The organism is Cellulomonas sp. WB94, assembly GCF_003115775.1.
Taxonomy (GTDB): domain Bacteria; phylum Actinomycetota; class Actinomycetes; order Actinomycetales; family Cellulomonadaceae; genus Cellulomonas_A.
In genome coordinates this window covers 20218-37624 of sequence record NZ_QEES01000002.1, presented here as the reverse complement: position 1 = coordinate 37624, position 17407 = coordinate 20218, and the positions used below count along the sequence as shown (strand labels likewise).

Below are 17407 nucleotides of genomic sequence, written 5' to 3'. Positions count from 1 at the left end.
GGGCATTGCGCCCGGTCTGGGCGCACCGCAGGACGGGGCGGTGTGGAGGTTGTGTGCGGTTCGGGCGGGACGCGCGGGTCGCGGCCGGTCGGCCCGGATCCGGCTCGCATACTGGAGTCATGCTCACTGTGCTCGTGTGGACCCTCGTCGCCCTCGTCGCCGCTGCCGCGGTGGTGCTGGTCGCGAGCGCCGCGAGCGGCGGGGGTCTTCGCGGAGCGGGGTTCCTCGCGGACCTGCGTGCCGGCGTGTCCGCCCGACGCCACCCCGATGCCGAGGACGCCGCCGCGGCGCGCGCCGCCGAGATCGAGCCCGTGGACGTGCGTCTCGACGAGTTCCTGCGGGCCACGGCCGTCGACGACGACGGCTACCTGCAGGTCGACGAGGTGCGCGACGTGCTGACGAAGGCGCGCGACCGGGCCGTCCACAGCGTGCAGCACCTGGGTGGCCGGTCCGCCTGACGCACGTCGGCGCGCCCCGGACTCTCCGGCGTCGCCTCCCGAGCGCGCCGCGGCGCGCACCGGCCTGAGAGACTGTCGCCGTGGACAACGACCTCCTGACCGCGCTCGTCGTCGGTGTGCCTGCTCTCGCGGCAGCCGCCGGGGCAACCCTCGTGCTCGTGCGTCGCCGCGGCGCGACCCCGCCGGACGCCCCGACAGTCGGGACGACCGTCGTCGACGAGCACGCGACGACAGCGGTGGCCGACGCGTCCGTCGTGGAGGCACCGACCGCCCCCGCTCCCGACCAGGACCTCCTCGAGGAGCTCCCCGGCCTCGAGGAGGCGCCGCCGCTCGAGGTCCCGGCACCCGTCGCCGGACGGCTGGCGCGGCTCCGGGACCGGCTGGCGCGGTCCGGGTCGCCGCTCGGCACGCGGCTGCTGGCGGTGCTGTCCCGCGATCACCTCACCGAGGACGACTGGGACGAGCTCGAGGAGACCCTGCTGCTCGCCGACGTCGGCGCAGGTCCGTCCGCCGAGCTCATCGCCGCGCTGCGCACGCAGGTGCGCGTCCATGGCCTGCGGGATGCCGGCGAGGTCCGGGCGCTGCTGCGCGAGCAGCTCATCGCGCTCGTCGACCCGAACCTCGACAGGTCGCTCGCCACAGGTCCCGTCGCGCAGGTGCCTGCGCCCGATGCCGAGGGGCCCGAGCCCGGCGTCCCGACAGCGCACGTGCCCGCGGTCGTGCTCGTGGTCGGTGTGAACGGCACGGGCAAGACCACGACCGTCGGCAAGCTGGCGCGAGTGCTCGTCGCCGAGGGCCGCACCGTCGTCCTCGGCGCGGCCGACACGTTCCGTGCCGCTGCCGCCGACCAGCTCGAGACCTGGGGTGCGCGCGTCGGCGTCCCGACGGTGCGTTCGGACCGCGACGGCGCGGACCCGGCAGCCGTCGCGTTCGACGCCGTGCGCACCGGCAAGCGGACCGGCGCCGACGTCGTGCTCGTCGACACCGCCGGGCGGCTCCAGAACAAGGCCGGGCTGATGGACGAGCTCGGCAAGATCACGCGCGTCATCACACGCGAGGCCCCGCTGGCGGAGGTGCTCCTCGTCCTGGACGCCACCACCGGGCAGAACGGCCTCAACCAGGCCCGGGTGTTCGCCGAGGTGGCAGGGGTGACCGGCATCGTGCTGACGAAGCTCGACGGCACGGCCAAGGGTGGGATCGTCATCGCCGTCCAGCGCGAGCTGGGTGTGCCGGTCAAGCTCATCGGACTGGGCGAGGGCCCGGACGACCTCGCACCGTTCGACCCGGAGGCGTTCGTGGACGGCCTCCTCCAGGCGTAGGCGAGCGACCCTGTCGCCGCAGACCCCCCGAAGCTGGACGTTCGGCCAGGACGAAACGCAACGTTTACCTGCGCGCGGCGCCTGTCACGTGGCCGTAACGTCCGCCGCGAGTCCGCGAAACGGCCCCCCTCGACTCTGGAGTCCGACCGGTCGCCCGACCGGTGTGCGAGGGAGAGGCGATCCACATGGATTTCGTGCTGGACACCGGTAACACGGCGTGGATGTTGACATCCGCGGCTCTGGTGCTGTTGATGACGCCGGGTCTGGCGTTCTTCTACGGCGGCATGGTGCGCGGCAAGTCCGTCCTCAACATGATGATGATGAGCTTCGGTGCCATGGGCGTCGTCGGCATCATCTACATCTTCTGGGGCTACTCGATGTCGTTCGGTTCCGACGTCCTCGGGTGGTTCGGCAACCCGTTCGAGGCGTTCGGCCTGGGCAACGTCACCGACACCGACGCGTCCAACCTGCTGGCCGCGAACGGTGTGCCGATCCTCGTGTGGATCGCCTTCCAGGCGACGTTCGCGATCATCACGGTCGCCCTGATCTCGGGCTCGATCGCTGACCGGACGAAGTTCGGCACGTGGCTCGTCTTCAGCGGGATCTGGGTGACGGTCTCGTACTTCCCGCTGGCCCACATGGTCTGGGGCGGTGGCTTCCTGAGCAACTCGGCCAACGGGCTCTCCGCGAAGATCTTCGGGACGACCGACGGCATCGCGTCCGTCGCCCCCATCGACTTCGCCGGTGGCACCGTCGTCCACATCAACGCCGGCATCGCGGCGTTCGTGCTCGCCGTGCTCCTCGGCAAGCGCAAGGGCTTCGGCACCGAGCCGCTGCGGCCGCACAACATCCCGTTCGTCATGCTCGGCGCCGCGCTCCTGTGGTTCGGCTGGTTCGGCTTCAACGCCGGCTCGGCCGGTGCCGCCAACGCGACGGCGGGTCTCGCCTGGATGAACACGACGGTCGCCACGTGCGCCGCCATGCTGGCCTGGCTCCTCACGGAGAAGATTCGCGACGGGCACGCCACGTCGCTCGGCGCCGCCTCGGGTGTCGTCGCAGGTCTGGTCGCGATCACCCCCGCGGCCGGTGCGCTCAGCCCGGTCGGGTCGGTCGTCATGGGCCTCGTCGCGGGTGTCCTGTGCGCCCTGGCCGTCGGCCTCAAGTACAAGTTCGGCTACGACGACTCGCTCGACGTCGTCGGCGTCCACCTCGTCGGTGGCCTCACGGGCACGGTGCTCATCGGGTTCCTCTCGACGACCACGGGCCTGTTCTACGGCGGCGGCATCAAGCAGCTCGTCGTGCAGATCATCATCGCGCTCGTCGCGGTGGTGTACTCCGGTCTGGTGACGCTCGTCATCGGTCTCATCCTCAAGGCCACCCTGGGCTGGCGCGTCTCGGAGGAGGCCGAGGTCGGCGGTGTCGACCTCGCGGTCCACGGCGAGACGGCGTACGAGTCCCTGGGTGCCCGAATCCTGACGGAGGTGAAGTGATGACCAAGCTCGTCACAGCAGTGATCCAGCCCCACCGGCTGGACGACGTGAAGTCGGCGCTCGAGGCGGCCGGTGTCCACGGTCTGACGGTCAGCGAGGTCAGCGGCTACGGCCGCCAGCGCGGCCACACCGAGGTCTACCGCGGTGCCGAGTACACCGTCGACCTCGTCCCGAAGGTCCGCATCGACGTCCTCGTGCACGACGAGGACGCCGGGACGGTCACGGAGGTCATCGTCACGGCCGCCCAGACCGGCAAGATCGGTGACGGCAAGGTCTGGGTCCAGCCGGTCGACGACGTCGTCCGGGTCCGCACCGGTGAGCACGGCGCGGGTGCGCTCTGACGCCGACGCTCCGCGACCGGCCGTGACGGACGACCGTCACCCTGAGGTCCCGCACCCCGTGATCGGGGTGCGGGACCTCAGGGTCGAGCGGCTCGAGCTCGCCTCGGGACTCATGGGTCCCGGGAGCGACGGGGTCGCGCGCCGCGCCGCGGGCGTGAAGCTCGTCCACGAGCGGCTCGGGGAGCTGTGGGCGCAGGCCGCCGAGGGGCTCGACGGCTCGGGCATCGCGCTGGGGGCGGTCGGGAGCGTGGGTCGCGGCGACGCGAGCCCCGTCAGCGATCTCGACCTGCTGCTGGTGCACGAGGGCCGGGGGAGGACCGCCGAGGAGATCAGCGCGCTCGCCGAGCGGCTCTGGTACCCCATCTGGGATGCCGGCCTCGACCTCGACCACTCGGTGCGCTCGCTCGCCCAGTGCCGCCAGGTCGCCTCGAAGGACCTGCCCGCGGCCGTCGGGCTGCTCGACCTCCAGCCGGTCGCCGGTGACGCCGTCGTGATCCACCGGGCCAAGTCGGCTCTGCTCGCCGACTGGCGATCGGCGGCGCGTCGGCGGTTGCCGGAGCTGCTCGCGTCGACGAAGCAGCGCGCGGAACGGCACGGTGAGCTGGCGTACCTGATCGAGCCCGACCTCAAGGAGGCGCGCGGCGGCATCCGCGACGCCGTCGTCCTGTCGGCTCTCGCCGCGACCTGGCTCACCGACCGTCCGCACGGCGCCGTCGACAAGGCCTACGAGCACCTGCTCGACGTGCGCGACGCCGTCCAGGTCGTCACGCGCCGGCACACGAACCGCCTGCTCCTCGCCGACCAGGACGAGGTCGCGGCGATGACGGGCTTCGACGACCGCGACGACCTGCTCGCGAGCCTCGCCGAGGCCGGCCGGATCATCTCCTACGCGCTCGACACGACGGTGCGCAACGCGCGACAGGCGCTCCAGCGACCCCTCGTGCGCCCGCCCGTGCTGATCCGTGGCCGACGCGGCGCGCCCCGCCTGCGGCCCATCGGGGAGGGTCTCGTCGAGCATGACGGGGAGATCGTGCTCGCCGTCGACGCGCATCCCGCGGACGACCCGCTGCTCTCGTTGCGGGCCGCGGCGACCGCCGCCCGCACCGGGCTCACCCTGTCGCCCGTGACGGTCGCGAGCCTGACCCGCACGCCGCCGCTGCCCACGCCGTGGCCGAAGGCGGCGCGGACGTCGTTGCTCCAGCTGCTCGCGTCGGGGAACGCCCAGGTGCCTGTGTGGGAGGCGCTGGACCTCGCGGGGGTGGTCACGACCTGGATCCCCGAGTGGGCAGGGGTGCGCAACCGCCCGCAGCGCTCGCCGATCCACCGGCACACGGTCGACCGGCACCTCGTCGAGACCGTGGCCATCGCCAGCCGCGCGAAGCGGGACGTCGAGCGCAGCGACCTCCTGCTGCTCGCCGCGCTCCTGCACGACATCGGCAAGCGGGCCGGCGCGGGCGACCACTCGGTCGAGGGTGGCCGCCTCGCGGGCCCGATCGTCGAGAGGATGGGCTTCAGCGCGCAGGACGCCGCCGACGTCGCGCGACTGGTCCGCGAGCACCTCACGCTCGCCGACCTGGCGACGACCGCGGACCCGGACGACCCGGCCACGGTCGACGCGCTGCTCGAGGCAGTCGACCACCGCGGCGACCTGCTCGAGGTCCTGCGCGTGCTCACGGAGTCCGATGCGACAGCGGCGGGGCCGACGGCGTGGAGCTCGTGGCGTGCCCGGCTGGTGGACGACCTGACCGCACGGGCGAGGCGCCGGGTGGCAGGTACCCTAGGTCGTCCGTGATCCCGAGGAGAGCGTGAGGATCGATCGGTGTTCGCCACCCTGTCCGACCGACTGACGTCGACCTTCAAGAACCTGCGCACCAAGGGCAGGCTCTCCGAGGCCGACATCGATGCGACCGTGCGCGAGATCCGCCGAGCGCTGCTCGACGCCGACGTCGCCGTGCCCGTCGTGCGCGCGTTCACCGGGGCGGTCCGGGAACGGTCGCTCTCGGCCGAGGTCTCGGGTGCGCTCAACCCGGCCCAGCAGGTCGTCAAGATCGTCAACGAGGAGCTCGTCGCGATCCTGGGCGGAGCGAATCGCCCCCTGCACCTCGCGAAGACCCCGCCGAGCGTGATCATGCTCGCGGGCCTCCAGGGCGCGGGCAAGACGACGCTCGCGGGCAAGCTCGCGCTGCACCTGCGCGAGCAGGGGCACACACCGCTCCTCGTCGCGGCCGACCTGCAGCGGCCGAACGCCGTCACCCAGCTCCAGATCGTCGGGGAGCGGGCGGGGGTCCCGGTGTTCGCGCCGCACCCCGGCAACCAGGGCTCCGACGACGCCCTCGTCGCGGGCGCCGACCCCGTCGCGGTGGCCCGCGAGGGCCTGGCCACGGCACGGGCGCGTCAGCACGACGTGCTCATCGTCGACACGGCCGGCCGGCTCGGCGTCGACGCCGACCTCATGACCCAGGCGTCGGACATCCGGGACGCGATCAGCCCGGACGAGATCCTGTTCGTCATCGACGCGATGATCGGCCAGGACGCGGTCACGACCGCGCAGGCGTTCGCGGACGGCGTCGGCTTCACCGGTGTCGTGCTGACCAAGCTCGACGGCGACGCACGCGGCGGCGCCGCGCTGTCGGTCGCGAGCGTCACCGGGCGCCCGATCCTGTTCGCCTCGACCGGCGAGAAGCTCACCGACTTCGAGGTGTTCCACCCGGACCGGATGGCCTCCCGCATCCTCGACATGGGCGACATCCTCACGCTCATCGAGCACGCCGAGAAGTCGTTCGACGCCGAGCAGGCCGAGGCCATGGCCGGCAAGCTCGCGGCCGGCGAGGACTTCACGCTCGAGGACTTCCTGCAGCAGATGCAGGCCATGAAGAACATGGGCTCGATGAAGAAGATGCTCGGCATGCTGCCCGGCATGGGGCAGATGCGCGAGGCGCTCGACAACTTCGACGAGCGCGAGGTCGACCGCATCGAGGCGATCATCCGGTCGATGACGCCCGCAGAGCGGCGCGCACCGAAGATCATCAACGGCTCCCGACGCTCACGGATCGCGAGCGGCTCGGGCACCAAGGCCTCGGACGTCAACCAGCTGCTCGACCGCTTCGACGGTGCTCAGAAGATGATGAAGCAGATGGCCCGCGGCGGCGGCATGGGCCTGCCGGGCATGGGCAACCTGCCGGGCATGGGCGGCAAGAAGTCGCGCGGTCGCGTGGCTCCGCCGCCCCGCAAGGTCAAGGGGAAGTCGGGCAACCCGGCCAAGCGCGCCGAGGAGGAACGCCTGGCCGGCGACCGCGCCGCGGGTGTCGCACCGAGCGCCCCGAAGGGATCGGCGTTCGGGCTCGGCCAGCAGTCCGCGGCGCCCGACGCGATCGACCCGGCGACCCTGCAGCTGCCTGCCGGCCTGGACAAGCTGTTCGGTCGCTGACCGTTCCGCGGCCTGGTCCGGGCGTCCTGAGCGGGGCCGTGGTGCCGCGAGTGTCAGCGGTCTGGCAGAATGTCTGCCTGTACTCGGTGCAGCCGGCCCCTCTATCCGACTGTCATCGCGTCCTTCCGGTCATGCCGGCCCACTCCCCCACGAGCAGGGCTCGCGAGACCACCACAGCAGAAACCAGGAGAGACCACCCTGTGGCCACCAAGATTCGTCTGAAGCGTCTGGGCAAGATCCGGGCGCCGTACTACCGCGTCGTCGTCGCGGACTCACGCACCAAGCGTGATGGCCGCGTGATCGAGGAGATCGGCAAGTACCACCCCACCGAGGAGCCCTCGTTCATCGAGATCGCCTCCGAGCGGGCGCAGTACTGGCTGGGCGTCGGCGCACAGCCGACCCCGCAGGTGCTCGTGCTCCTCAAGATCACGGGGGACTGGCAGAAGTTCAAGAACCTTCCGGGCCAGGAAGGCACCCTGCGCACCAAGGTGAAGATCGACGCCACCGAGGTCCAGGCCGCCGTCGAGGCTGCCGCCACCGACGCCGAGAAGGTCAAGGCGAAGGCGTCGGAGAAGAAGGCCGCTGCCGCCAAGGAGGCGCCCGCCGCCTCTGACGCGCCGGCCGAGGCCGAGCAGGCCTGATGCTGGACGACGCGCTCGAGCACCTGGTGCGGGGCATCGTCGACCACCCGGACGACGTGCAGGTCGCTGCCAAGACTCTTCGTCGTGGCGACCTGCTCGAGGTCCGGGTTCATCCCGAGGACCTCGGGCGTGTCATTGGTCGCGGCGGCCGCACGGCGCGAGCGCTGCGGACCGTCGTCGGCGCGCTCTCGACGGACGGTCCGGTCCGGATCGACGTCGTGGACGTCGACCGGCGCTGACCAGCTCCGCGGCATCGAGAGGTGCAGCAGAGACGTTGAGCACAGCGAGAGGCCCGGTCCCCGTGCGGGGGCCGGGCCTCTCGGCCATCCTGACCTACGAGCGTGACCCACGAGCGTGACCCACGAGCGTGACCCCCGAGCACGACCCGAGTGAGAGGTACCCCCATGCAGATGACCGTCGCACGCATCGGACGCGCGCACGGCCTGCGCGGCGAGGTCGCGCTCGACCTTCGCACCGACTCCCCGGCTGACCGGTTCGCCGTCGGCGCTGTCCTCACGACGGTCCCCGCGACAGCCGGCCCGCTGACCGTCGCCGCAACACGAGAGCAGCACGGGCGCTGGTTCGTCACCTTCGAGCAGGCAGCCGACCGCTCGGCTGCCGAGGCGCTGCGCGGGGTCGAGATCGTCGCCGAGCAGGACGAGACCGACGAGGACGACGCGTGGTACCCCCATGAGCTCGCCGGCCTGCGGGCCGAGCACGTGGACGGCACGATCCTCGGGGAGATCATCGGCCTGGAGCACCTGCCGGCGCACGACTCCCTGGTGCTGCGCGAGCCGTCCGGGGCGCGCACGCTCGTGCCGTTCGTCCGTGCGATCGTGCCCGTCGTCGACGTCCCGGGCGGACGCGTCGTGATCGACCCCCCGGGCGGCCTGCTCGCGTCCGACGCCGCGAACCTCGTCGTGAGCGACGAGACCCGCGGCGAGCCCGCCGACGAGGACTGACGTGCGCATCGACGTCGTCTCGATCTTCCCGGACTACCTGTCGCCCCTCGAGCTGTCGCTCGTCGGCAAGGCGAGGACCTCCGGCCTGGTCGACGTGCGCGTCCATGACCTGCGGGACTGGGCGACCGATCGCCACCGCACGGTCGACGACACACCGTTCGGCGGTGGCGCCGGCATGGTGATGCGGCCGGACGTGTGGGGGACCGCCCTCGACGACGTGCTCGCCGACGGGGGTCACCTGCTCGTGCCGACGCCGTCCGGCACCCCGCTCACCCAGCGCACGGCCGAGGCTCTCGCGCACGAGCCGCACCTCGTGATCGCGTGCGGGCGGTACGAGGGCATCGACGCGCGCGTCGCGGCCCACTACGCGACGCGTCCCGACGTCACGGTCACCGAGTACTCGATCGGCGACTACGTGCTGAACGGCGGCGAGGTCGCGGCGCTCGTGCTCGTCGAGGCCGTCGTCCGGCTTCTGCCGGGGTTCGTCGGGAACCCCGAGTCGCTCGTGGAGGAGTCGCACGGCGCGGCCGGGCTGCTCGAGTACCCCGTCTACACCAAACCTCCCGTGTGGGCCGATCTCGAGGTCCCCGAGGTGCTGCTCTCCGGCCACCACGGTCGGATCGCCCGGTGGCGGCGCGACGAGGCGCTCGCACGGACCGCGAGCCTTCGGTCCGACCTCGTCGCAGCCCTCGACGTCGCCGACCTCGACGCGCGCGACCTCGAGGTCCTCGCCGAGCACGGCTGGACGGTGCTGGACGGCGAGCTCTCGCTCCGGGGGACCTGAGCGGCATTCGTCGCCGGTCGTCCGGTGTGGCAGACTGGCTCGTTGGTGCGCGCCGGTCGCGTCTCTGCCACAGGGGAGACGACCACGACCACTCCAGGACCCGCCTCGTGCGTGGCCCCGGACGCACCGGACCATGAGCCCTCGGGACCTCCGCCCAGCGGAGCGCCCTCGACGACGTGTCTGACCTGTGGCAGTGCGAGAAAGCGAACCTCCATGCATACCCTCGACCAGGTCGATGCCGCATCGCTGCGAACCGACATCCCGCCCTTCCGTCCCGGCGACACCCTCAAGGTGAACGTCAAGGTCGTCGAAGGCACCCGCGCACGGATCCAGGTGTTCCAGGGCGTCGTCATCTCGCGCCGCGGCGGCGGGATCGGCGAGACCTTCACGGTCCGCAAGGTCAGCTTCGGCGTCGGTGTCGAGCGCACGTTCCCGGTGCACTCCCCGAGCCTCGAGTCGATCGAGGTCGTGACGCGCGGTGACGTGCGCCGCGCGAAGCTGTACTACCTGCGCGCCCTGCGCGGCAAGAAGGCCAAGATCAAGGAGAAGCGGGACGCCGTCCCGGCCAAGTAAGGTCGGCTCGACGTATCGCAGCACGTCCCGACGAGCGGTCACCGGAGTTCCGGTGGCCGCTCGTCGTCGTGCGGCGCACCCTCGACGTGCCGGGTCAGCGCAGCGGGGCGGCGCGCGGTCGGGCAGTCGTTCATCATCTGGGCATGGGAGAGTGTGCGCGTGACAGACCAGAACGCGCCCGAGCGCGACGACGTCGAGCTCGAGACGCCGAGGGCGCAGCGCCGGCGGGCCGGACGCAGCGTGGGCGTGGCCTGGTTGCGCGAGTCGGCGATCATCGTGGTGAGCGCCCTCGTCCTGTCGTTGCTGGTCAAGACCTTCCTCGTGCAGGCCTTCTTCATCCCGAGCCCGTCGATGCACGACACGCTGATCGAGGGCGACCGCGTCCTGGTCAGCAAGCTGACACCGGGACCGTTCGACGTGCACCGCGGTGACATCGTCGTGTTCAAGGACCCGGGCGGCTGGCTGACCGATGTCACGAAGCCGCAGGAGAGCCCGCTGCAGGCCGCAGTGGGCGATGCCCTCACGTTCGTGGGGCTGCTGCCGCAGGACGCCGGGGAGCACCTCATCAAGCGGGTCATCGGGCTTGCGGGCGACCATGTGGCGTCGACGGGTGCGGGTGCGCCCGTCACCGTCAACGGCGTCGCCCTCGACGAGCCGTACCTGGCGCCCGGAGCCATCCCGAGCGAGATCCCGTTCGACGTGACGGTTCCCGCCGGCGAGCTGTGGGTGATGGGGGACAACCGCCAGCACTCGGCGGACTCCCGCTGGAACATGGGCAAGCCGGGCGGCCCGTTCGTCCCGATGGGCAACGTCGTCGGCGTCGCGTTCGTGACGGTCTGGCCTTTCGACCGGCTCGGTGCGCTGACGAACCCGTCGAACACGTTCGCGGCGGTCCCGGACCCGTCATGACCGCTCGCGGCCTCCTGTCGCCGACGCCGGGGCAGACCGCGGCGCCGCTGTCGGCGCGCCGCGGCGTGGTTCCGTCGTCCGCCTCGTCGCGCCGCGCGCCGCACCTGCGCCACGAGCGGGCCCTGCTGCGCGACGGCGCGCTCCTGGTGGCGGGCATGGACGAGGTCGGGCGAGGGTCGCTCGCCGGTCCGGTCAGCGTGGGCGTCGTGGTGGTCGACGCGCGGACCCGGGCGTGTCCCGTCGGCGTGATGGACTCCAAGCTGCTGACCCCCGTCGCTCGGACGGCGCTGCTGCCGGCGCTCGGCCGGTGGGGGCTGGCACGTGCCGTCGGCCATGCCAGTGCCGCGGAGATCGACGCGGTCGGGATCATCGGGGCCCTGCGGCTCGCGGGGAACCGCGCGCTGGACGCCGTCGCGCTCGCCGTCGGACCGGTCGACACGGTGCTGCTCGACGGGTCGCACGACTGGCTCACTCGGCCCGCGCAGGGTGCGCTCTTCGACGACGTCGGACCCGGCGGGGAGCTCGATCCCCCTCTCGACCTGGCCGGCCCGGGCACGGACGTCCGTCGGGTCCGCATGCTCGTCAAGGCCGACCTGACCTGCGCGTCGGTCGCAGCCGCGAGCGTGCTGGCGAAGTGCGAGCGTGACGCGCTCATGGAACGACTGGCAGCGGACTTCCCGGTCTACGCCTGGGACGCCAACAAGGGGTACGGGTCGCCCGACCACATCGCGGCGCTGCGTGCCCACGGACCCAGCCCGCTGCACCGGTGCAGCTGGAACCTCCCGGTCGACGAGTAGACGCGGCCGGGTGAACCTCGCGCCGCACCGGGCGGTGGGTGCCCGCGTGACACGACCTGCGCAGCGATGGGGGATGATGGCCGGGTGAGCGCGGAGGACCTGGAAAACTACGAGACCGACATGGAGCTCGCGCTGTATCGCGAGTACCGCGATGCCGTGGGGCTCTTCTCGTACGTCGTCGAGACCGAACGCCGCTTCTACCTCGCGAACCACGTCGACCTGCAGGTGCGGTCGGCGGCGGGCGAGGTCTACTTCGAGGTGACCCTCGCCGACGCGTGGGTCTGGGACGTGTACCGCTCGGCGCGGTTCGTGAAGTCGGTGCGTGTCGTGACGTTCAAGGACGTCAACGTCGAAGAGCTCGCCAAGGCGGAGCTGGACCTCGGAGCCGGCGGCGGCTTCGTCCGCTGATTCGGGCGGCCTCGTCCGCTGACCTGCCCACAGCCCCGCTGGCGCCGAAGCCTTCCCCTGGGTGGAACGCCCGCGCCGTCCCCGCGGCGGCGAGCCGCGATGCTCGGTCGCGGAGGTGGTCGCCATGCGGGCGAAGGACGCGGTCGGCAGGTACGGGGAAGACGTGGCGGCGGCCTACGTGCGCGACGCCGGGTGGGTCGTGCTCGACCGGAACTGGCGCGGTGAGCGTGGCGAGCTCGACCTGGTCGCCCTCGACGGCACCGAGCTGGTGGCGGTCGAGGTCAAGACGCGCCGGACCGCGACGTTCGGCAGCCCGGCGGAGGCGGTGACGCCCCGCAAGCTCGCGCGGGTACGCCGGCTGACCGCCCAGTGGCTCGCCGCCCACGAGGTGCACCCCGCCTCGGTGCGCATCGACGTGGTGGCGGTGCTCGTCACCGGTCGCGGCGCCGCACAGGTCGATCACCTCGTGGGGGTGGTGTGAGTGGCGCTCGGTCGCACGCTCGCTGTCTCGCTGCTCGGTCTCGCCGGGCACGTCGTCGAGGTCGAGGCGCACCTCGCGGCATCGTTGCCGGCGTTCTCGCTGGTGGGCCTGCCCGACGCCTCGCTCGCTGAGGCGCGCGACCGCGTCCGGGCGGCCGTGACCTCGAGCGGGCTCCCGTGGCCCAACCGTCGGATCACCGTGAACCTCTCGCCGGCGAGCCTTCCGAAGTCGGGCTCAGGGTTCGACCTGGCGATCGCCGTCGCGACCCTGGCCGGCGCCGGACTCATCGACCCGGCGGCAGCGCGCGGCGTGGTCCATCTCGGTGAGCTCGGGCTCGACGGGCGGCTGCGACCCGTCCGTGGCGTGCTCCCCGCCGTGGCGGCGGCTGTCGCCGCGGGTCATCGCAGGGTTGTCGTCCCCGCCGCCAATGCCCCCGAGGCGAGCCTCGTCCCGGGTGCCGTGGTGGTCGGAGCGCACAGCCTGGCCCAGGTCGCGCACGCCTACGGGGCCGACATCGACGTCCCCGACGTCGTTCCGGTCCCGTCCGACCACCTCGAGGTCGCCCGAGCGGCGCCTGATGCCGACCTCGCCGACGTCCTCGGGCAGGACGAGGCGCGCACGGCGCTCGAGGTGGCGGCAGCGGGGGGACACCACCTGCTGATGGTCGGCCCGCCGGGCTCCGGCAAGACGATGCTCGCCGCGCGGCTGCCGGGGCTCTTGCCCGATCTCACCGAGGCCGAGGCGGTCGAGGTCACCGCCGTCCACTCGGTCGCGGGGACGTTCGACCCGGGCGGCGGGCTCCTGCGTCGACCGCCGTTCGAGGACCCTCATCACACCGCGACGCCCGCCAGCATCGTCGGCGGGGGCTCGGGCGTCCCGCGGCCCGGCGCGGCGTCCCGGGCCCACCGCGGCGTGCTGTTCATGGACGAGGCTCCTGAGTTCTCCACCGCAGTCCTGCAGACGCTTCGCCAGCCGCTCGAGCACGGCGAGCTGGTCATCCACCGGGCGTCGGGCGTGGCGCGCTTTCCCGCCCGGTTCGAGCTGGTGCTCGCGGCGAACCCCTGCCCGTGCGGTCGCGGCGTCGGCAAGGGTCTCGAGTGCACGTGCCGGTCCGAGCAGCGTCGCAGGTACTTCAGCAAGCTGTCCGGACCGCTGCTGGACCGGGTCGACCTCCAGGTCGACGTGCTCCCGGTGTCCCGGTCAGCGCTCGACCCTGGCAGCACCACGGAGGCGAGCGGCACCGTCGCCGCACGCGTCGCAGCGGCCCGCGCCGTGCAGGCGGAGCGACTCGCCCGAACGCCCTGGCGGACCAACGCCGAGGTTCCGGGTGCGTGGATGCGTGAGCGTCTCGGACCGGATCGCCGGCTCGTGAGCGACCTCGACCGTGCGCTCGACCGCGGTCTCCTCAGCCTGCGTGGCGTCGACCGGGTGCTCCGGGTCGCCTGGACGCTCGCGGACCTCGCCGGACGGCAGGGGCCACAGCGTGACGACATCGGACAGGCGCTGCTGCTGCGCACGCGTGGTCAGGGGCTCGCATGAACGCGCCACAGACCGACGTCGACGACGAGCTCTCGGCGCGTGTCGCATGGAGCCGCGTGATCGAGCCCGGTGACGGCGTCGCGGGGGAGCTCGTCCGGACGCTCGGGGCCGGTCGTGCACTGGCCTGGGCTCGGTCTGCCGCGACCTCGCGAGACGTCCCCATGCTCGTCAAGGAGCTCGTCGACAACGAGCCCGCGCTCGACGACGTGCGGCGCCGCCTCGGCACTGCGGTCGGACGCTGGGCGGGGCGACTCGCCGACCTCGACCCGGCCCGCGACCTCGAGCGCATGCAGCGCCTCGGCGGCGGGGTGCTGCACCCCGGATCGGTCGGGTGGCCGGTCGGTCTCGACGACCTCGGTCCCACCGCTCCGATGTGCCTCTGGGTCCGCGGACGACTGGAGGTGTCGACCGTGCTGGACCGCTCGATCGCGCTGGTCGGTGCGCGCGCCTCGACGTCCTACGGTGAGCGCGTCGCGGTCGAGCTCGCGGCCGGGCTCGCCGCGCACTCCACGTGCGTGGTCTCCGGCGGCGCCTACGGGATCGACGCGGCCGCACACCGCGGCTCGTTGGCTGCCGGTGGAACGACCGTGGCGCTGCTGGCGGGTGGCGTGGACCGTGCGTACCCGGTGGGCAACGCTCCGCTCCTCGAGCGCATCCTGGAGCAGGGCGGCAGCGTGCTGAGCGAGGTCCCGCCGGGCGGCGTGCCGAGCAAGGGCAGGTTCCTCATGCGCAACCGGCTCATCGCGGCCGTGAGCCGGGCCACGGTGGTCGTCGAGGCAGCCTGGCGCTCGGGTGCGCTGAGCACGGCCAACCATGCGGTCGCGCTGCTGCGCCCCGTCGGTGCGGTGCCGGGGCCCGTGACGTCGATGGCCTCAGCGGGGTGCCATCGCCTGTTGCGGGACGGTGCCGCAGTCTGCGTGACCGACGCGGCCGAGGTCCTCGAGCTCGCGGGACGCGCAGGCGAGGACCTGGCGCCCGAGCGGATGGCCGAGGCCCGCGAGGGCGACGACCTCGACTGGGTGTCGCGCCGGCTTCTCGACGCCCTACCGGGTCGCTCGGCCGTGGGGCACGAGGAGCTCGCACGCACGGCGGGGCTGTCCGTCGGGGAGGTGCGAGGAGCGCTGGGCGTCCTGGAGCTCGCCGGCCTCACGCGTCGCGTCGGTGCGGGGTGGGCGCGGTCGGTCGGCCGAACCACGATGGGCCGCTCGTGAGCCGTCACGAACGGCGACGAAGGGCGACCGCCGCACGCCCGTCGGGCCATGCAACGTTGTAGCCGGAATCGGACAAGGCGGCGCGTATCGCCCAGACAAGGGTGAAGTCTGGTTGACCTCGCTTGTAAGTCACATGTCCGGCACGGCACGGTAGGGGCATGCACTCGGCCGCCGGCACGAGCGCGGCAACGGTGCGAAGTGCCGCTGTCGCGGACTTCGCCATGCATCTGCGGGCGCAACGGGGTCTTTCGGAGCACACCGTGCGCGCGTACGTGGGTGACATCGAGCACCTCATGGCGTTCGCCGGTCGGTACGGTCGGACTGAGATCTCTGACGTCGACCTGGGGCTGCTGCGCGCATGGCTCGCCTCCATGGCGGCGGCCGAGCGGAGCCGAGCGACCCTCGCGCGGCGAGGAGCTGCAGCCCGGACCTTCTTCGACTGGGCGCGTCGGACCGCTCGCGTGGCGAGCGACCCCGCGCTCCGGCTCGCAAGTGCGCGCCCGGCGAGCCCGCTGCCGACCGTCCTCGGTGTCGACGCCACGGCCCGGCTGCTCGACGTCGCGCGTACGCGTGCGCAGGACTCCGATCCGGTCCACCTGCGGGACTGGGCGGCGCTCGAGCTGCTCTACGCCACGGGCGTACGGGTCGGCGAGCTCTGCAGCGCCGACCTGGACGACCTCGACCTGTCCGAGCGGACGCTGCGCGTCGTCGGCAAGGGCGACAAGGAGCGGGTCGTCCCGTTCGGGGTGCCCGCAGCGGAGGCGGTACAGGCGTGGCTCGACCGGGGGCGCCCGTCGCTCGCCGGTGAACTGGCCGGTCGCGCGCTGCTGCTGGGCCGTCGCGGCGGGCGGGCCGACCAGCGGCAGATCCGCGCGGTCGCGCACACGGTCGCCGCGCTCTCCGGTGTCGATGACGTCGCCCCGCACGCGTTGCGGCACACTGCTGCGACACACCTGCTGGAGGGCGGCTCCGACCTGCGCAGCGTCCAGGAAGTCTTGGGTCACGCGAGCCTCGCGACGACTCAGCGGTACACGCACGTCACGGCTGAGCGCCTGCGTACGTCGTTCGAGCAGGCGCATCCACGCGCATGATCAAGGAAATGGGGGACAACATGACTGCGCAGCCGGAAACGGTCGTGTCCATGGCCGCGCACACGCGGCGCTCGGCGGCCGCGCCCGACGGCGTCGTCCCGCGTCCGCGCGGCGCCGTGGGAACCCCGACCCACCAGCTTGACGCCGTCCCGCAGCAGCTCGGCCCGCACGGGCTGGTGGAGACCGTCGAGGCCCTCGAGGTCGACCCCATCACCGCCGCCTGGCAGGAGTTCAAGGCGGGTGCCGGGCGACTCGTCCGGGAGCGGCTGATCCTGCACTACGCACCTCTCGTGACTGCCGTGGCGTCGCGGGTCGGCATGCGTCTGCCGAGCTCCGTCGAGCAGGCCGACCTCGTGTCCTACGGGATGTTCGGTCTCATCGACGCGATCGAGAAGTACGAGCTCGACCGCGCCGTGAAGTTCGAGACCTACGCGAGCGCGCGGATCCGCGGCGCGATCATCGACGAGCTGCGCGCGATGGACTGGGTCCCGCGGTCGGTCCGCACCAAGGCACGCGCCGTGGACCGCGCGTACGCCGAGCTCGAGAGCGAGCTGCACCGGACGCCGAGCGAGGGCGAGGTCGCCGCGCGGCTCGAGCTCGGGGTCGGCGAGCTGCGCGCAGTCTTCACCCAGCTCTCGACCGTGAACGTGGTCGCCCTGGACGAGCTCATCGGCTCGGGCGCGGAGCGCTCGGACCAGGTGACGTTGATCGACATGCTCGGCGACTCACGCACCCCGGACCCGGCCGGCTCTTTCGAGGTGCAGGAGACCAAGTTCCTGCTCGCCCGCGCCATCGAGCAGCTCGGCGAGCGCGAGAAGATCGTCCTGGTCCTGTACTACTACGAGGGCATGACCCTCGCGGAGATCGGCCGCGTGCTCGGCGTGACCGAGTCCCGGATCTCCCAGATGCACACCGCGGCGATGCTGCGCCTGCGCGCGAAGCTGTCGGAGAGCGAGCGGAGCTGACGGGTGCCTGC

The 17407-nt window shown here is 72.5% G+C and carries 19 protein-coding genes; all 19 read left to right on the top strand.

The window, feature by feature from the left end; genetic code table 11:
• Positions 1–119 precede the first annotated feature (119 nt).
• The 19 genes from DDP54_RS01280 (at position 120) to whiG (ending at position 17396) form a co-directional block, all read left to right on the top strand.
• Positions 120–458, top strand: coding sequence for a hypothetical protein (locus DDP54_RS01280; protein ID WP_109130230.1), 339 nt, complete (start codon positions 120–122; stop codon positions 456–458).
• Between the two features lie 80 nt (positions 459–538).
• Complete coding sequence (gene ftsY / locus DDP54_RS01275) at positions 539–1777, top strand: signal recognition particle-docking protein FtsY (protein WP_109130229.1); 1239 nt, start codon at positions 539–541, stop codon at positions 1775–1777.
• 185 nt (positions 1778–1962) lie between these two features.
• Entirely contained in the window at positions 1963–3267 is a 1305-nt protein-coding gene (locus DDP54_RS01270; RefSeq protein ID WP_109132244.1) for an ammonium transporter, read from the top strand.
• Positions 3267–3608: a P-II family nitrogen regulator gene (locus DDP54_RS01265; RefSeq protein ID WP_109130228.1), complete on the top strand. Its 342-nt coding sequence runs from the start codon at positions 3267–3269 to the stop codon at positions 3606–3608. Before DDP54_RS01270 ends, DDP54_RS01265 begins: the two co-directional genes overlap by 1 nt.
• 22 nt (positions 3609–3630) lie before the next feature.
• Positions 3631–5400, top strand: a complete 1770-nt coding sequence (locus DDP54_RS01260) for a [protein-PII] uridylyltransferase (protein WP_109132243.1) — start codon at positions 3631–3633, stop codon at positions 5398–5400.
• 27 nt (positions 5401–5427) lie between these two features.
• Positions 5428–7035, top strand: coding sequence for a signal recognition particle protein (ffh, locus tag DDP54_RS01255; protein ID WP_109130227.1), 1608 nt, complete (start codon positions 5428–5430; stop codon positions 7033–7035).
• Positions 7036–7235: 200 nt separating this feature from the next.
• Positions 7236–7676, top strand: a complete 441-nt coding sequence (gene rpsP / locus DDP54_RS01250; protein ID WP_109130226.1) for a 30S ribosomal protein S16 — start codon at positions 7236–7238, stop codon at positions 7674–7676.
• Positions 7676–7915: an RNA-binding protein gene (locus DDP54_RS01245; protein ID WP_109130225.1), complete on the top strand. Its 240-nt coding sequence runs from the start codon at positions 7676–7678 to the stop codon at positions 7913–7915. Before rpsP ends, DDP54_RS01245 begins: the two co-directional genes overlap by 1 nt.
• A gap of 165 nt (positions 7916–8080) precedes the next feature.
• Complete coding sequence (gene rimM, locus DDP54_RS01240) at positions 8081–8638, top strand: ribosome maturation factor RimM (RefSeq protein ID WP_109130224.1); 558 nt, start codon at positions 8081–8083, stop codon at positions 8636–8638.
• 1 nt (position 8639) lies between these two features.
• Positions 8640–9422 (top strand): tRNA (guanosine(37)-N1)-methyltransferase TrmD, encoded by a 783-nt coding sequence (gene trmD / locus DDP54_RS01235; protein WP_109130223.1) that lies wholly within the window; start codon positions 8640–8642, stop codon positions 9420–9422.
• A gap of 213 nt (positions 9423–9635) precedes the next feature.
• Positions 9636–9995, top strand: a complete 360-nt coding sequence (gene rplS / locus DDP54_RS01230; protein WP_109130222.1) for a 50S ribosomal protein L19 — start codon at positions 9636–9638, stop codon at positions 9993–9995.
• 159 nt (positions 9996–10154) lie between these two features.
• Positions 10155–10904, top strand: a complete 750-nt coding sequence (lepB, locus tag DDP54_RS01225; RefSeq protein WP_242448151.1) for a signal peptidase I — start codon at positions 10155–10157, stop codon at positions 10902–10904.
• Entirely contained in the window at positions 10901–11701 is an 801-nt protein-coding gene (locus DDP54_RS01220; RefSeq protein WP_109130220.1) for a ribonuclease HII, read from the top strand. Before lepB ends, DDP54_RS01220 begins: the two co-directional genes overlap by 4 nt.
• An 84-nt stretch (positions 11702–11785) precedes the next feature.
• Positions 11786–12109, top strand: a complete 324-nt coding sequence (locus DDP54_RS01215; protein ID WP_109130219.1) for a DUF2469 domain-containing protein — start codon at positions 11786–11788, stop codon at positions 12107–12109.
• Between the two features lie 124 nt (positions 12110–12233).
• Positions 12234–12590, top strand: a complete 357-nt coding sequence (locus DDP54_RS01210; protein WP_109130218.1) for a YraN family protein — start codon at positions 12234–12236, stop codon at positions 12588–12590.
• Positions 12591–14129 carry a YifB family Mg chelatase-like AAA ATPase gene (locus DDP54_RS01205; protein ID WP_109130217.1) on the top strand — a complete coding sequence of 513 codons (1539 nt, stop codon included), beginning with the start codon at positions 12591–12593 and terminating at the stop codon, positions 14127–14129. It abuts the gene before it with no gap.
• Positions 14126–15340: a DNA-processing protein DprA gene (gene dprA / locus DDP54_RS01200; RefSeq protein WP_109130216.1), complete on the top strand. Its 1215-nt coding sequence runs from the start codon at positions 14126–14128 to the stop codon at positions 15338–15340. Before DDP54_RS01205 ends, dprA begins: the two co-directional genes overlap by 4 nt.
• 158 nt (positions 15341–15498) lie before the next feature.
• Entirely contained in the window at positions 15499–16431 is a 933-nt protein-coding gene (locus tag DDP54_RS01195) for a tyrosine recombinase XerC (RefSeq protein ID WP_109130215.1), read from the top strand.
• 50 nt (positions 16432–16481) lie between these two features.
• The gene (gene whiG / locus DDP54_RS01190) at positions 16482–17396 is read left to right on the top strand and encodes an RNA polymerase sigma factor WhiG (RefSeq protein ID WP_242448150.1); all 915 of its coding nucleotides are present in this window, start codon (positions 16482–16484) and stop codon (positions 17394–17396) included.
• The last annotated feature ends 11 nt before the right edge of the window (positions 17397–17407 follow it).

What these genes read in the sequence shown, in the direction of transcription:
- rimM (WP_109130224.1), top strand. Translation starts at nt 8,081, where the DNA reads ATGCAGATGACCGTCGCACGCATCGGACGCGCGCACGGCCTGCGCGGC.
- DDP54_RS01220 (WP_109130220.1), top strand. Translation starts at nt 10,901, where the DNA reads ATGACCGCTCGCGGCCTCCTGTCGCCGACGCCGGGGCAGACCGCGGCG.
- dprA (WP_109130216.1), top strand. Translation starts at nt 14,126, where the DNA reads ATGAACGCGCCACAGACCGACGTCGACGACGAGCTCTCGGCGCGTGTC.
- whiG (WP_242448150.1), top strand. Translation starts at nt 16,482, where the DNA reads ATGGCCGCGCACACGCGGCGCTCGGCGGCCGCGCCCGACGGCGTCGTC.
- DDP54_RS01195 (WP_109130215.1), top strand. Translation starts at nt 15,499, where the DNA reads ATGCACTCGGCCGCCGGCACGAGCGCGGCAACGGTGCGAAGTGCCGCT.
- rplS (WP_109130222.1), top strand. Translation starts at nt 9,636, where the DNA reads ATGCATACCCTCGACCAGGTCGATGCCGCATCGCTGCGAACCGACATC.
- DDP54_RS01210 (WP_109130218.1), top strand. Translation starts at nt 12,234, where the DNA reads ATGCGGGCGAAGGACGCGGTCGGCAGGTACGGGGAAGACGTGGCGGCG.
- DDP54_RS01280 (WP_109130230.1), top strand. Translation starts at nt 120, where the DNA reads ATGCTCACTGTGCTCGTGTGGACCCTCGTCGCCCTCGTCGCCGCTGCC.
- DDP54_RS01265 (WP_109130228.1), top strand. Translation starts at nt 3,267, where the DNA reads ATGACCAAGCTCGTCACAGCAGTGATCCAGCCCCACCGGCTGGACGAC.
- DDP54_RS01270 (WP_109132244.1), top strand. Translation starts at nt 1,963, where the DNA reads ATGGATTTCGTGCTGGACACCGGTAACACGGCGTGGATGTTGACATCC.
- DDP54_RS01245 (WP_109130225.1), top strand. Translation starts at nt 7,676, where the DNA reads ATGCTGGACGACGCGCTCGAGCACCTGGTGCGGGGCATCGTCGACCAC.